Origin of the sequence: uncultured Aquimarina sp. (assembly GCF_947492115.1) — a bacterium.
GTDB lineage: Bacteria > Bacteroidota > Bacteroidia > Flavobacteriales > Flavobacteriaceae > Aquimarina.
On sequence record NZ_CANLMM010000006.1, the window covers coordinates 195,015 to 211,623 of the forward strand.

The window sequence follows — 16,609 nt, forward strand, 5'->3', positions numbered from 1 at the left end:
AAAGAACTGTAGCCATGACAAGAACATTAAATATTTCATTGATCTTACTTATATCATTTATCGTTATAAATTGTTCGAATGATGATAAAGATTCCGTTACCAATAACAATATAAATGTAGGTATATTGGATAAAGTCAAAACTTACGGAGGAAGCAATAATGATAGTGCACAAGCAATTAAAGCTGCCCAAGATGGAGGTTATATTGTTTTGGGGTATACATTAAGTAACGACCAAGACATCACTGATAAGGAAGGAGAAGATGCTGACTTCTATCTATTAAAATACGATGGGTTAAACGAATTGCAATGGAGCAAAACCTATGGAGGAACGGGTAATGACAGAGGTTATGATTTAATAGAAAATCAAGACGGAAGTTTAGTAATATTAGGCTATAGCACAAGCAATGATGGAGACGCTACTAATAATGAAGGTGATAAAGACTATTGGGTTCTTAAGTTATCTTCTATGGGAGTCATTATTTGGCAAAAATCCTTTGGCTATTCTGGTGAAGATTTTGGAACATCCCTAATTAAATCAAGTGAAGGTGGATATGTATTAGTTGGAGAACTAGACGTTGTAGGATCGAATGGCGAAGGTGACACTGCAAAAACTACTAGCAATAGACATACAGGAGGCAATTATTGGGCAATTAAAATTACCGAAGATGGGATGTTAGAATGGAGTAAACAATTTGGCGGTGGTTTTTCAGAAACTCCAAAAGATGTAATTCAAACGGATGATGGAGGTTATATTATTGTTGGCGAATCCGACAGTGATGATTTAGACATTACTAACAACAAAGGTTTTTATGATTTCTGGGTTATTAAAATCTCAAATACAGGAATTTTAGAATGGCAAAAGTCTTTTGGCGGAAGTAATATTGATAATGGATTTAGTATCACTAAAGCGAATGATGGGAATTATTTAATTGTTGGGGCTACCAAAAGCTCAGATATTGATGTTTCAGCTAACAAAGGTGTTACGGATATTTGGTTAGTAAAAATTTCGCCATCTGGAGATTTGATTTCTGAAAAAACTATTGGAGGTAGTAATTTTGATACAGCAGAAAAAATTATCAATACGGCTGATAGAGGTTATTTAATTGTGGGATCATCGCGGAGCGAAGATGGAGATACTTCCGAAAATCAAGGGCAAATCGACGGCTGGATTATCAAACTAGACAATAATCAAGATATTGTTTGGCAAATAAGTACTGGAGGGTCTCAGTTCGATTACATCTATGATGTGGCAGAACTAAGTAATGGTTCGATTATAGCTGTGGGGGACACCTTTAGTAATGATGGTACAATCGAAGAAAATAAAGGGCTTAGTGATATACTAACCATAACCATAAAACAATCAACAGAAAGTCGGTAAGTTTTTTTTAGAATAACAAAATATTATATCAACTCCTTTACCTCATCGAAATCTAATCCACCATAATTACCGCTACTCATAAGTAATAGTGCAGAATTAGCAAAATCCTTTTGTTGCAGATATTCCTTAAATTCTTCAGGATTTGTATAAATCAACAAATCTTTTCTGTTAAATGCTGTAGCAATTTGTTCTTCGGATACTTCTTCTAGCTGTTTAATCTTTACCGCATGAGGCGAATAAAAAACTATTGCCTGATCTGCTGCATCCAACGCTCCCTCGTATTCTTTTAAAAACTCTGCGTTTAGACTGCTATACGTATGTAGCTCTAGACATGCTATTAGTTGTCTGTCTTGATATTGCTCTTTTACTGCTTTTGTGGTAGCACTTACTTTAGAAGGACTATGGGCAAAATCTTTATATGCAACCGCAGCATTACTCTCTGCTATTTTTTCTAGTCTTTTAGAAGCACCAGTAAAGGATGCAATCGCCTCATAGAATTCATCCTCATCAATACCCATATGTTGACAAATCCACTTTGCTCCTGCTAAATTACTTAAGTTATGAGCCCCAAATACCTCGATAGGCATTTCACCTTCCGGTGTATTTAATAAGGTTTCTCCATTTTCTACTCTGTAATCGGGTGTAGTATAAGGTATTTTCCTAATTTGATTTTCAGAATGCTCAACTACCTTAACCACCTCAGGATCTTCTTCATTATAGTTAATACTTCCGCCGCGTACGATACTATCTACAAAAATCTGAAACTGTTCTACGTAATTATCAAAAGTTGGGAACACATTAATATGATCCCATGCGATCCCACTTAGTAATGCAATATTTGGTTTGTATAAATGAAATTTTGGTCTTCTATCTATCGGAGAGGACAGATATTCATCACCCTCTAACACCATAAAATCATTCTCTTCCGTTAGATGAACCATTGTATCAAAACCTTCTAATTGTGCTCCTACCATATAGTCTACTTCTTTATCATGGTAGTGTAGAACATGTAAAATCATAGAAGTAATAGTAGTCTTACCATGAGAACCACCAATCACAACACGAGTTTTATTCTTAGACTGCTCGTACAAAAACTCTGGATAAGAATATATCTTCAATCCTAATTCTTGGGCTTCCACCAACTCTGGATTATCTTCTTTGGCGTGCATTCCTAAAATAATAGCATCAATTTCTTTAGTAATTTTTTCAGGAAACCAACCAAAAGTTTCAGGCAGTAAACCATGATTAGCCAATCGTGATTTTGAAGGTTCAAAAATCACATCATCACTTCCTGTAACTTTATATCCTTTTTGATGCAATGCCATAGCAAGGTTGTGCATAGCACTCCCTCCTATCGCAATAAAATGTACGCGCATAATAGTGTTCTTAATTCTAAAAAGTAAAGATACAACCTACTTTTAATTATTAAAGAAACTAACTTTAAAATAACTAGTAGATTGTATCAATTTCAGATTTTCCTGTAAAATTATTGCGTAGCCAATAAGGGTCTTGTAGCTTCTTCTGGTAATTTCAAAAGTTCGCGAAGTGTTAAAACATCCAATATTCCATCCGGAAATAATTCATGTTTGTATTCAAAATCTTTTAGTGCCGTTTCTGTTTCTATTTTAAAATTCCCATCAACGGCAATCGTATACCCACTGGCGACCAAGCGCTTTTGCATTTCATACACCCATGGACCTCGATCTCCCGTTTTTAATGTTTTTTGCAAAACTGTTTTTTGAAATAAATCGTAAAATGCTTCCTTTCTATTGTTCTCTGCTATATCTTCTTGTGATAATTGATTCTGCTCTAGCAATTTTATTTCATCATTAGATAATCCTTTAGATTTATACACTGTAGATTGCATAAGGATAGCTTCGTAATATTTCACCTTTCCTAATTTCTTTTGATATTCGTTAATAGCATATCGAGTAGCTGAATTGTCTTTTTTCGGATTTCTAACGTCTATACGGTTTGTAGACCATTGTGAGATTATATATCCATTAAGCATTTCGATAGCTTCATAATAATTCATAACAACTTGCGGATCATGATAAGAATTATCTACAGTATCTTTGGATACATAGGCTACATTCTTAGGGTGAAATCTTTGGTATTTATGATATTGATTATACCCCATTACCAGAGTGATAATGACTAACAAAAAAATAATAATGCCCTTCATAGTTGAAAATTTGGTTTATAGTAATTGAAATAAATTAGTGTCTTTTCTACCTGATCAAAGTTTTTTTACGAAGTGGGGAAAAATTAAACCTGTAATCCTCTTAAAGATAATCATAAAATAAGAAATTACCGAAATCAACACTTATGTTTTGCAATTACCAAAAGATATCAATAGTAAAAATGAATCGATAATTAACCAACATAAACAAGTAGTACACCTTTAACATCCTTACTCATGAATTCATTATTTAATTTGTCATCGAACTCTAAAAACCAGCAGTTTACAAAATCCTAAAAACTCAATAAATTAAATAGTATACTAAACCACATAAGCTTTTCCCTAATTTATCGTTGCAATTATGTAGCTTTATAAAGTTATTTACTAGCAGTAAGTTTTTACATTATCATGAAATGGTATAAGACTTGCACTGAGTTTTAATAAACACAAAAAATCAAACAGATGAAAGAACGAATCATTCTTGTTTTCATACTCGTTATAATAAACCTAAATTATACAATGGCTCAAAACAATAATAACTACCAAGATGATTGGAAAAAAGTAGAAAGTTTTGATAAAGATGGGCTACCAAAATCCGCATTAGAAATTGTAGAAGCTATACACAGTAAAGCAAAAAAAGCTAACAATACAAATCAGATTACAAAAGCGCTGATTTATAAAGCCAAATACCTTTTAGTTTTAGAAGAAAACGCACAATTAAATATTATTAAGGAGTTCAAAAAAGAAATTGCAAATAGCAAATTTCCTGGTAAAAATATACTAGAAAGTATCTTAGCTAATTTATATTGGCAATATTTTCAGCAACATAGATGGCAATTTTATAACAGAACTAAAACTGCCGAAAAAGTTGATAAAGAAGATTTTAGAACTTGGGATTTAGAAACATTGTTTGCAGAAATTCATTTCTATTATCAGAAATCCTTAGATAATGGCTTGCTAGCCCAGCAAACAGATTTAATGCAGTTTAAGGATATCTTAGAACAATCGGGAGATTCTAAAATATACCGCCCAACTCTTTTTGATTTTTTATCTCATAATGCATTAGCATTTTACAAGACCTCTGAAACAAGTATTACTAAGCCAGCGTATGCTTTTGAAATTGATTCTCCAGACTATTTAAAAGACCACCAACAATTTTCTTTAATAAAACTAGAAACAAAAGATTCTTTATCATTACAATTTCATGCTTTAAAAATATATCAAAACCTTATCAATTTTCATAAAAGAGATAAGAAACCAGCTGCTTTGATCGAGGTAAATATCGAACGTCTAAAATTCGTGTATGAACATGCTATTTATAGCAACAAACAAGAACTACTGCTAACCACATTATTATCAGAAAAAGAAAAACACCAACAATTTCCTGCAGTTACCTTATACAATTATGAGATTGGCGATTTATATAAAACACAGGCAGCTACATACATCCCAAAAGAAAATGAAACACATCGCTGGACATTACAAAAAGCAATAGAAATATGTGATAATGCTATTTCTAAACATCCAAAATCCAGAGGAGCTAATAATTGTGCTTACCTAAAAGAACAAATTCTGGATCCAAATATTAATAGTATAACATTAGAAAGCTATATACCTATAAATAAGCCTTCCAAACTTCTAATCAATTACAAAAATCTAGATCAGGTGTATTTTAGGGTTTTAAAAATTAATAGAAGTGAATTAAAATTCTTTAACCAGCTTTACCAAAGCAAAGAAAAAATATCTTTTTTAAACAAGTTATCTACTGTAACTTCATGGAATTCTAAGCTGATCGACGAAAAGGATTATCAGAATCATACTATAGAAATTAACGTTCCTGTATTGCCTCAAGGATCTTATATGATTGTTGGATCTACCTCTAAAGATCTTAGTGTTAATACGTCTTTCTCTTTTGGTAATCTTCAGGTAACAGACTTAACTCTTGTAGAAAGCAAAACGAACAAGGTTACAAAATTTCAGGTAATCAATAGAACAAACGGAACTCCCATTTCTAATGCTTCTATTAAACTTACTTCTGATAGAGGAAGAAACCAACTAAATAAAAAACTTAGTACTAATGATAAAGGAGAAGCCTTTTTTACCCAAGAAGGATATTACTATAATGTATTAGCCACGGTTACTAAAGGAGAGGATACTGCTTATTTCAATGGTTTATACCTAAACCAATACGGTGGTGATTCTGAGCCTGACAATACTACGCGATATACTACATTTCTATTTACAGATAGAAGTATTTACAGACCAGGACAGACAGTTTATTTTAAAGGAATAATGATGTCTTCTGCTGGAAATGAAAAGCATAAAGTTGTAGCAAACAGAGCCACTTTTGCAAAACTTATAGACATGAATGGACAAGAAGTAAAACTTCTTAATTTCACCACTAACGAGTATGGATCATTTGCTGGAGAATTCATTTTACCTTCGTCGGGACTAACAGGTAATTACACAATTCAAACGGATAGTTATAACAGTACGTATATATCGGTTGAGGAATATAAACGACCAAAGTTTGAAACAAAATTTAATCCTGTTACCGAAACCTACAAAGTAAATGATAGTATCCATTTAACAGGAACTGCAACTGCATATGCTGGTAGTAACATTACCGATGCCAAAGTGGTATATCGTGTATATAGACAGGTGCAATATCCTCGTTGGTGTTATTGGTTCCCTTCATACGGATCCGAAGAACAAGAAATTACCCACGGAGAAACAAAAACAAATGATAGTGGTGAATATAAAATAACTTTTGCAGCATTACCTGACAAAAGTGTTTCTAAAGAAAATCAACCTACTTTTACTTATAAAGTAACCGCCGATGTAACTGATATCAATGGAGAAACCAGGAGTACTACAACCTATGTAAATGTAGGATACCATGCATTGATAGCCTCACTAAATATTAGTTCGGAAATTGATAGAACCAAAAAAGATCAAGTTTTATCTGTATCCACTAGAAATCTAAATGGAGAGCTTGTTGAAAATAGTGGAAACATTACAATATTCAAATTACAAGCTCCAGAATGTCCGCTTAGAGTTCGCCCATGGAAAGCACCAGATTATAAAAGTAGCACCAAAGAAGAATTTAAAAAACTATTCCCTCATGATGCCTTCCAGGATGAAGATGATTTTAGAAACTGGGAAAAAAGCAATCCGGTTTTAGAAGCATCATACGATACTAAGGAAACGAAAGACAATACCAAAGGAACCGCAGAAATAGAACTTAAAAACTTAAAAAAATGGGAAACAGGTAAATATATCATAGAACTTAAAACCAAGGACAAATTTGGACAAGAAGTAAAAGATATTACCTATATCAATGTATTCGATCAATCTGAAAAATCTATTGCAGACAATAAACTTTTCGAAATTACTACAGATAAGAATACCTACAATATTGGAGATGATGTTGTATTAAAAATTAGTTCTGCTTCTGAAGATATCGTCGTAACCTTAGATATCGAAAAAAACAAACAAGAAGTTGATACCAGAATTATTAAACTTTCTAACAATAGTAAAACGATTAAAATTCCGGTAAACAAAACTGATCTTGGAGGATTTGCTATTTCGTACAGTTTTGCCAACTATAACGCATATCAGAGTGGTACTATACCTATTACTGTACCTTATGAATCAACACAATTATCTATAGAAACTAAAACTTTCAGGGATAAACTACAACCTGGACAGCAAGAAACCTGGAGTTTTACTATCAAAGGACCTAAAGGAGATAAAGTATCTGCAGAACTATTAGCAAGTATGTACGATGCATCTTTGGATCAATTTAAACCGCACCAATGGTATTTCAACCCAATCAATAGACCAGTATTCTATTCGTATTCTCAGCGTAATGCTAACAAGAGTTTTACCAAAGGAAAATTTAATATCTATCCTCACAAACTCTGGAAAACCAGCTTTACCAGTCAATACTATGACCAGCTTAATTGGTTTGGGTTATATTTTGGAAACTCTTACAGAAGTCTAAACACTTTCTCTAATGTTCGCGGAAAGAAAATGAGCAGAATGGCAGAACGAAGTGCTCCTGCTCCTGCAGCTGCTATGGAAATGGTAGAAGATGAAGCTCAATTAGAAGAAGGTACTGTAGCTGGTTTAGCTAAGGAGGAATCACAAATAGTACAAAAACCACTTAATTCACTTACCGACGCAGTTGTTGATTCTCTAAAAGGGGTTTATGGCAAAAAAGGTCCCTCTTTAGAAGTAGTAAAAATTCGTAAAAACCTACAAGAAACAGCATTTTTCTTTCCACAATTAACTACTGATAATGAAGGAAACATAAGTTTTAATTTTACGACTCCAGAAGCATTAACAAAATGGAAAGTACAATTATTAGCACATACCAAAACATTAAACGCGGGAACGCAATTACTAGAAACAGTTACGCAAAAAGAATTAATGATCTTACCCAATCCACCAAGGTTTTTGCGAGAAGGAGATCAAATCATTCTGAGTTCTAAAGTATCTAATATTTCTACTAAGGATCTTACCGGTATTATAGAACTACAACTTACCGATGCACTCACTGGAAAATCAATAGATACAGACTTACAAAACAACAATATTCGACAGGAATTTGCTGTAAAAGCTGCGGGAAACACTAATATTTCTTGGGAATTAAAAATTCCGGATAATGTACAAACGGTGCAATACAAAATCATAGCAAAAGCAGGTGAATTTTCTGATGGAGAACAAAATGTATTACCCGTTCTATCCAATCGTATGATGGTTACAGAAACATTGCCCATGTGGATTCGATCTGATCAAACCAAGACATTTAACTTAGATAAGTTAAAGGATAACACTTCTAACACCTTAAAGAATCATAAGCTTACGTTAGAAATGACTTCTAATCCAGCTTGGTATGCAGTGCAAGCATTACCCTATTTAATGGAGTACCCTTATGAATGTGCAGAACAAACATTTTCTAGATATTATGCGAACTCTTTGGCAAGTCATATTGCCAATTCTAATCCTAGAATTCAGGAAGTCTTTAATCAATGGAAAAACACGGATGCTTTAGAAAGTAACTTAGAAAAGAATCAGGAATTAAAATCATTGATCATCCAAGAGACACCCTGGTTACGCGATGCGCAGAGCGAAAGTGAACAAAAGAAACGCATAGCTTTACTTTTTGATCTGAATAAAATGAATAATGAGCTGCAACGCGCTATTAATAAACTACAGCAAATGCAATATGGATCTGGTGCTTTTCCATGGTTTAAAGACGGAAGAGAAAACAGATTCATCACACAACATATTGCTTCAGGGTTTGGGCATCTTAAAAAACTTGGTGTTACGCAATACGATAGTAAAACCAAAGGAATGATGCAAAAAGCAGTTCGCTATCTAGACCAAGAGTTTGTAGATGAATATGAAGAGCTAAAAAGATATTGTAAAAAACATAATGTTGATATCAATAAAGATCATTTGAGTTATACCCAAATGCATTATCTCTATATGCGTAGTTTCTTTTCGGATATCAAAAGAAATAAGAACACCAATGAAGCTTGGGAGTATTACTTAGGTCAGTCTAAAAAATATTGGTTAAAAAGAGGTTTATATGCTCAAGGACTATTAGCGCTGATCTTGCATAGAAATAATGACTCCATCACCGCTACAAAAATCATAAGATCTCTAGATGAAAAAAGTATTACTAATGAAGAATTAGGAATGTACTGGAAATCTAACGTAGGTAGTTGGTACTGGTATCAAGCACCCATCGAAACACAAGCATTGATGATCGAAGTCTTTTCTGAAATTGAACAAGAACCTAAAAAAACAGAAATTGTAGACAACCTAAAGATTTGGTTATTAAAAAATAAACAGACTAATCAATGGAAGACTACAAAAGCTACTACCGAAGCTGTATATGCGTTACTACTACAAGGTAGTGATTGGTTATCTGTAACCGATATGGTAGAAATCGTGCTTGGAAATCAAAAGATTGATCCTAGTAAGATCGAAGATGTAAAAGTAGAAGCTGGAACAGGATATTTTAAAACCTCCTGGAATGGTAATGAAATCCAAAAGGATATGGCTACTGCCAAAATTACCAAAAAAGGAAAAGGAATCGCCTGGGGAGCTTTGTACTGGCAATACTTCGAAAACCTTGATAAAATCACCTCAGCAGAAACTCCTTTACAGCTTAAGAAAAAACTGTTTATAAAGAAAAACACAGATCGTGGTGAAGAGATTACAGAGATTACCGAAAAAACTAAACTACAACTTGGTGACTTAGTAAGAGTACGTATTGAGTTGCGATCTGATCGCGCTATGGAATTTGTACATATGAAAGATATGCGTGCTTCTGGATTAGAGCCAATAAATGTACTATCACAATACAAATATCAAGATGGACTAGGATATTATGAAAGCACGAAAGATGCATCTACTAATTTCTTCTTTGACTATTTACCAAAAGGAGTCTACGTATTTGAATATGATCTTCGTGTGAACAATAAAGGTAATTTCTCCAATGGAATTACCACTATTCAGAGTATGTATGCGCCAGAATTCAGTAGTCATTCAGAAGGGATTCGAGTTCAAATAGATTAATATTTAAGATTAAAAAAATGAACAAAACAGTATTACTTTTATTTTCGATAATAGTATTTGCAAGCTGCGGAAATGATAAAAAACCCAGAGTAGTCTATGATACTGATCCAAATAAAGAAGCGACAGAATTAAAAAAAGACTCAACACTAATTGAAGCTGCCGATCTCCCAGTTCAGATAGATAGTACTAATTATTTGATACACCCAATAGGATATCTAAAAGTATATGGATCGAGATCTAAAATCTCCTTCAGATCAAATTATGAAAATACAAATTTTGTTTTATCAAGACATTCAAACTATGAAATAACGGGAAAGCTTACGAATTTAAAATTCCAACATATAGATTCGGAAAAAATGATTCCACTTACCGAGAAAACACTAATCATAACATCCGTAAGATTTTTAAAAGAAGTTTTCGACAGAACAAAATCAAAATATCTACTCTATAAAGTAATTGATCAAGATACCAATAAGGATCAAAAATTAAATCATCAGGATATTACCTCTTTGTACATTAGCAAGATTGATGGATCTGATTTTATAAAATTGACTCCAGATTATGAGGAATTAATAAATTGGAAAATACTTACTTCTAAAAACAGGCTGTATATTAAAACAGTGCAAGACAAAAATAAAGATGGTGAATTTGATAAGACGGATGAAATACATTATCAATATTTAGATCTACAAGATAAAAACTGGGAGATCAAATATTACAATCCACTATAAGTTTTTAAATTTCTTTATAAATCAATACCATGATTAATATTAAACTGATTGAGAATAGCTTTTTGATTAACAATATCTCTGTTAGTTTCCCTATATCTTTTGAAAGTTTACACGAAATATTAAAAGTTCCATATCGGGTTCACAAAAAAAAATACAATACTATTTATACTTGGGATGATCTTGGTATTCTAGGATACTCAAAAGATCAACAACACATAGATAGCATCTATCTGGAACTACAAAAAGAAGATTTTGATTTTAGCCCTAAACAACTTTTCATAGGTAGTTTTCTTTTTGAAAACCAAGATGCTATTTCCTACTACAAAGAGCATAAGAATAAAAGAGTACAGCTATTTGAAGGAGATACTTCTGGTGCTTTAGTTTTAAATGACATTAGTGTTTGGTTTAGTACCGATCAAGGTTCTATTGAAGCCATTGAAATTAAAAGCTATCAAGGTACAAGTATAAAACAAATACCTAAAGACAAATACATTATTAGAAAACTAGATGAAGAAGAAATTATCTTTACAGATTTTGGATTCAAACTAGCGATCGTTCAAGAGTTGATGTATTCCAAAGAATTTATACAACCTAAATTTGACCTATTTGAATTTGTACTATGGTATTCCAAAAGAGAAATTGATCTCGAAGAAGAAGGGTATGATCCTATTGAAGAAGTAACTCAGTATTTCAGGGATTTACCGATCCCTAAACGATTAGCTTCAGAAGTAACTGAAATATACCAAGATGGTGGTAATGATATCTACCTAAATCTGATACGATATGCCGAAGGATGGGAAGATTATTGGGACATTGAAAATATTGAAGACGTCACAAAATTTCCAAATCTGAAAAAAGTAACTCTTTGCTATGCAAAGGAACATATAATTCCAGACCTTAAAAAAATGGGAGTTGATGCTGAATGGTTATAATGTTTATTTGAAATTTCAAAATGAAAGATGACATAAAACATATAAAATTTGACAATAAAACAAATCCAAAATCCTATTTTGAAATTGTTCAGATCGAAGAACTATTAACAAGAAAACTAGATCATGACATTTGCAAAAATCATCTCGTTAAATTCTATATCATCCTTTTTATTATAGAAGGTGAAGGATTTCATACTGTTGATTTTGTAGACTATCCGTATCAAAAAGGCACGATACTTTTAATAAGAAAAGATCAAATTCAAAAGTTTTTTAAAAGTCCTAACGTGAAAGGCTTTTTATTAATCTTTACAGAAGAATTTGTTATCAGTCATCTTAGCAAATTAGAAGCAATTAAATCGTTTCAATTATTTAATGAATTGCTTAGCTTTCCCAAAATCCAACTAGATCCTTATGATATTACATTTTCCGATTTTTCCACTCTGATTAATCAAATGCAATTAGAATATAAAATAAAAGATGAGTACTCTATTAGTATAACTCGTAGTGCCTTGCATATGGTAATTACAAAACTGTCTAGAACTAAATTCAAAAATGAACAGTTATTAGGAAAGAAAAAATACTTAGCAGAGTTTTTATCCTTTCAACAATTAGTAGAAGAGCATTGCTTTCAACATAAAAAAGTAATGTATTATGCTGATAAGATGGGATGTTCTACAAAAACCATCAATAATATCGTCAATGCTATACTGAACAAACCCGCTAAAACTTTCATTGATGAGATCGCGATTACCCAGATCAAAAGACTACTCATTGGTTCTAATGAATCCATAAAAGAAATTGCATATACATCTGGTTTCGATGATCCGGCTAATTTTTTTAAATACTTCAAAAAGCATGTCAGAACCTCACCAGAAATCTTCAGAAAATCACATCGTTAACATTTTTCCGATTTTGACACTATTTAGGATCAAATTCACCATCTAACTCTTGTATCTGTAAATTAATTTTGATGATAACTTTTAATTATTATCAAATACAGTAACATGAAACACGCAATCAACCTTACCTCAATAATTCTATTGGCTGTTTTATTTAGTCAATGTTCAGAAAAAAAAGGTACGTCAAAAGAAGCAAAAACAATTATGGAAGTAACTACTTTCGGAATTAACGGAACAGTAGACCCATTAGATTTTAAAACTAGACATGCACAAATTGAAACGAACTTTACCAGCAAACAACCTGGTTTTATCAAAAGACAAAGCGGAATTAATGAAAAAGGAGAGTATGTAGTCATCGTCTTTTGGGAAAGTCAAAAAGATGCAGAAGCATCTATGAATAAATTTATGAGTGATCCATCTGTTGCAGATTACGCTAAAATGATCAATGGTTCTACAATGAAAATGGAACGCTATGGAATGGATAAAACTTTTAACGCGGATAAAAGTGAGTTTGTAGAAGTAATGACTTTTAATCTAAAACCAGATACGGATATAGATAGTTTCGATACCTTAAATCAAAAAGTAGAAACAGATTTCACAGGAAAAAGGGATGGTTTTTTACAAAGACTCACTGGAGTTAATGAACAAGGAAAACAAGCTGTTGCAGTATATTGGACCACTAAAGAAGCATCGGATGCTTCGATCAATGATTTTATGGCAGATCCAACAGCCAAAGAATTCATGTCCAAAATGGACCAATCCAGTATGTTCATGGGACGTTATGAATTATTACCATTTCATAAGAGTAAGAAAGAAAAAGTAATAGCACTTTTAAACAGTTTCAATACTGGAGATCAAACACCAATTTCTTATATCAATCCGCAGAAATACATCCAGCACAATCTAGATGTAGCAGATGGATTAACAGGCTTTGGTAAGTTAATGAAAAATGCTCCAGAAGGTGGATTTAAAGCAAAAGTGGTTAGAGCTTTTGAAGATGGCGACTATGTATTCACACATACAGAGTATGACTTTTTTGGTCCAAAAGTAGGTTTCGACATCTTCAGATTCGAAAACGGTAAAATCGTAGAGCATTGGGACAACCTAGCTCCTATTACTCCACCAAACCCAAGCGGAAGAACACAATTAGACGGAACATCAGAAATTAGTGATCGTGATAAAACTGCAGCTAATAAAACTATCGTAAAAAACTTTATCAATGATGTATTACTGAATCACCAAAATGAAAAGATAACCTCCTATATCAATCCCGAAAAATACTTACAACACAATTCTGCAGTGGCAGATGGATTAAAGGGATTTGGAGAAGCCATGGAATACTTTGCTAAAAACGGTTTGGTTATGGAATACGATAAAGTACATATGACTATAGCTGAAGGTGATTTCGTATTAGCTGTTAGCGAAGGGAAATTCGGTAAAGGAGATCCTACCGCATTCTACGATCTATTTAGACTAGAAAATGGTCTTATCGTAGAGCATTGGGATGTAATAACTACCATACCTGCAAAATCAGATTGGAAAAACGAAAACGGGAAATTCTAAACCAAGATTCCCTTTTACTATTCAAATATTTCAAAACAAACGTAAACTTTTTAAAACCTTAATTATGAAAAAATTAAAGCAAAACACCCTATTTCTATTTTTAACAATAGTATCAACTTCACTATTTATTTCTTGCGATAGTGATGATGATAATAACACCATACCTCCCATCAATACAGGAGTAAGTGTAACAGTGGCAAACACATTTCAATCTGCTACCATTACGTCAGGAGTCGAAACCGCTATTGAAGATCTTTTCATGCAACCGGCAGGTTCTTTAGAAGCAACTGCAAATGTCAGTGATGCTACTGAATTCCCGGCATACTTACTAGGGTTGTATGATATTGACATCGATCAAAACAGTATTTCTTTTGAACTAGTAGCTGGGGCTAACGATCCAAACTACGGGCCTTTATTTAGAACATTAGAACCTGATACATTCGACAGATACTATTTAACTTTTGACGAAGCACAAAACGTAAAAGGATTTTCTTCTAGTAACAGTTCGGTAACTCTAAGAATCGACGCTAATAATATTTTAGTAGTTGAAATTGGAGAAGGATTCGAATTTCAACCAGGAGCTTCCTTTACAATTACCCTAAACTAACTAAATCTTCAACCCCACTACACAACTAACTTAACTAGGCGAGGTCTTAAAAGTTCATTCAGCAATTATAGATTGTTGAATGAACTACCTACTATTATCAACACATAAAAATCATACAAAACTCATGGAACCAAACAAATCATTTGACTATATCATTGTTGGCGGCGGAACTGCTGGTCCAGTAATTGCCACAAGGCTGACAGAAAATCCAGCTAACTCAGTGCTACTTATTGAAGCTGGAAAAGAAAATAACAAAGAAGCCATGGGGTATGTCCAAGGTGCGGGACAAATGTGGACACCTGATACTAATTGGGGCTATAATTCAACTCCACAAAAAGGGTTGAACGACAGAGCTATTATGCAACCTCGAGGAAAAGTTCTAGGTGGATCCGCTTCCATAAATATTGGATCTTGGTCTAGAGGTACTGCGTCGAATTATAATAGTTGGAATTTAGAAGGTTGGGATTGGGACACTGTATTAAAATGGTACCTAAAAATTGAAGGTAGTGATCATGGGAGTGGACAATATAGAGGATTCGATGGACCAATGAAATTAGAACGAACGCCAGAAGGAACATATATGACCCAAATCTTCAAACAAGCATCCAAAGAAGTAGGATTAGGCATAACCGATGATCTAAATGGTGAAAAATTAGAAGGTTTCGACATATGGCAATGCATATACAGAAATGGGAAAAGGCATAATACCGTAGTAAACTATCTCGATAATGCTCGATTACGTCCCAACTTAACTATTCAAACAGAATCTTTCGTTTCTAAGTTAATTATTGAAAACGGAAAAGCCACTGGAGCAGAGTATTTTCAAGATGGTCAAACTAAAATAGTGAAGGCCAACAAAGAAATTATCCTCTGTGCAGGTACTTATGCCACACCAAAAATTCTCATGTTATCGGGGATTGGCCCTTCCGGTTATCTAAAGGAAATAGGTATAGAAGTTGTTCAGGATTTACCTGGTGTAGGTAAAAACCTTAAAGATCACTTACGAACGGATATCGGTGTTACCGCTCCAGATGGAGTTGGTGTATCATTAAGAGCAAACCCTCAAGATCCCAATCAATTGCAAGAATGGAGAACGACAGGATATGGTCCACTTTCCGTTGCAGAAAACACAAGTGTTTCATTTTTCAAATCATCACCAGATCTTCCTGTTGCAGATATGGAGTTAATGTTCAACATTAATGCTCCAATGCAATGGGGCGCCCCACCACCAAAAAATGCAGGATACCATATTGATGTAGGTTTAGTACAACCTAAGAGTAGAGGTACTATTAGATTAGCTTCTTCGGATCCAAAAGATACAATCCTAGTGAATCCTAATTATCTGGGAGATGATAGGGATATAAAAACATATATCAAGGGTATGAAAATTGCCCTAAAGTTTTTTCAAACAGCGTCACTTAAGGCCTATACAGATCTAGATACAATTACATTACCTATCAATGCCTCAGACGAAGAAATTGAAAACTACATTAGAGCCAAAGCAGAATCTATCTATCATCCTGTAGGTACCGCCAAAATGGGATCAGATGATGATCCAATGGCTGTTGTAAATACTAAACTACAAGTACGAGGAATAGAGAATTTACGGGTAGCTGATGCTTCTGCAATTCCTGATCTTATATCTGGCCATACAATGGCGCCAACTATCCTAATTGCAGAGAGAGTCGCCGATTTTATTAAAAACCAAAATAACATATGACC

Annotated in this window: 10 protein-coding genes; 8 read left to right on the plus strand and 2 right to left on the minus strand. The window is 33.4% G+C overall.

The annotated features are described in order from the left end of the window. Positions 1 to 14 precede the first annotated feature (14 nt). Positions 15 to 1,379 carry a hypothetical protein gene (locus Q1A73_RS18365; RefSeq protein WP_299608444.1) on the plus strand — a complete coding sequence of 455 codons (1,365 nt, stop codon included), beginning with the start codon at positions 15 to 17 and terminating at the stop codon, positions 1,377 to 1,379. A 23-nt stretch (positions 1,380 to 1,402) separates the two neighbouring features. Here Q1A73_RS18365 and Q1A73_RS18370 read toward each other — a convergent pair whose 3' ends face one another. Both Q1A73_RS18370 and Q1A73_RS18375 read right to left on the minus strand, forming a co-directional pair. After that, positions 1,403 to 2,755: a Mur ligase family protein gene (locus Q1A73_RS18370; RefSeq protein ID WP_299608446.1), complete on the minus strand. Its 1,353-nt coding sequence runs from the start codon at positions 2,753 to 2,755 to the stop codon at positions 1,403 to 1,405. 110 nt (positions 2,756 to 2,865) lie between these two features. Beyond that, positions 2,866 to 3,564, minus strand: a complete 699-nt coding sequence (locus Q1A73_RS18375) for a peptidoglycan-binding domain-containing protein (RefSeq protein ID WP_299608448.1) — start codon at positions 3,562 to 3,564, stop codon at positions 2,866 to 2,868. 459 nt (positions 3,565 to 4,023) lie between these two features. Between Q1A73_RS18375 and Q1A73_RS18380 the strand changes: the two genes are divergently transcribed. From Q1A73_RS18380 to Q1A73_RS18410, 7 genes are all read left to right on the plus strand, one after another. Further along, the gene (locus tag Q1A73_RS18380; protein WP_299608450.1) at positions 4,024 to 10,155 is read left to right on the plus strand and encodes an MG2 domain-containing protein; all 6,132 of its coding nucleotides are present in this window, start codon (positions 4,024 to 4,026) and stop codon (positions 10,153 to 10,155) included. Positions 10,156 to 10,172: 17 nt separating this feature from the next. Beyond that, positions 10,173 to 10,886, plus strand: coding sequence for a hypothetical protein (locus Q1A73_RS18385; RefSeq protein ID WP_299608452.1), 714 nt, complete (start codon positions 10,173 to 10,175; stop codon positions 10,884 to 10,886). A gap of 29 nt (positions 10,887 to 10,915) precedes the next feature. Further along, positions 10,916 to 11,818, plus strand: a complete 903-nt coding sequence (locus Q1A73_RS18390; protein ID WP_299608454.1) for a hypothetical protein — start codon at positions 10,916 to 10,918, stop codon at positions 11,816 to 11,818. Between the two features lie 20 nt (positions 11,819 to 11,838). Next, positions 11,839 to 12,717 carry a helix-turn-helix domain-containing protein gene (locus Q1A73_RS18395; protein ID WP_299608456.1) on the plus strand — a complete coding sequence of 293 codons (879 nt, stop codon included), beginning with the start codon at positions 11,839 to 11,841 and terminating at the stop codon, positions 12,715 to 12,717. 105 nt (positions 12,718 to 12,822) lie between these two features. Further along, entirely contained in the window at positions 12,823 to 14,280 is a 1,458-nt protein-coding gene (locus tag Q1A73_RS18400) for a hypothetical protein (RefSeq protein WP_299608459.1), read from the plus strand. A 64-nt stretch (positions 14,281 to 14,344) separates the two neighbouring features. Then, positions 14,345 to 14,887 (plus strand): hypothetical protein, encoded by a 543-nt coding sequence (locus Q1A73_RS18405; protein WP_299608461.1) that lies wholly within the window; start codon positions 14,345 to 14,347, stop codon positions 14,885 to 14,887. 124 nt (positions 14,888 to 15,011) lie between these two features. Beyond that, positions 15,012 to 16,607 (plus strand): GMC family oxidoreductase N-terminal domain-containing protein, encoded by a 1,596-nt coding sequence (locus Q1A73_RS18410; protein ID WP_299608463.1) that lies wholly within the window; start codon positions 15,012 to 15,014, stop codon positions 16,605 to 16,607. Positions 16,608 to 16,609: the final 2 nt, after the last annotated feature.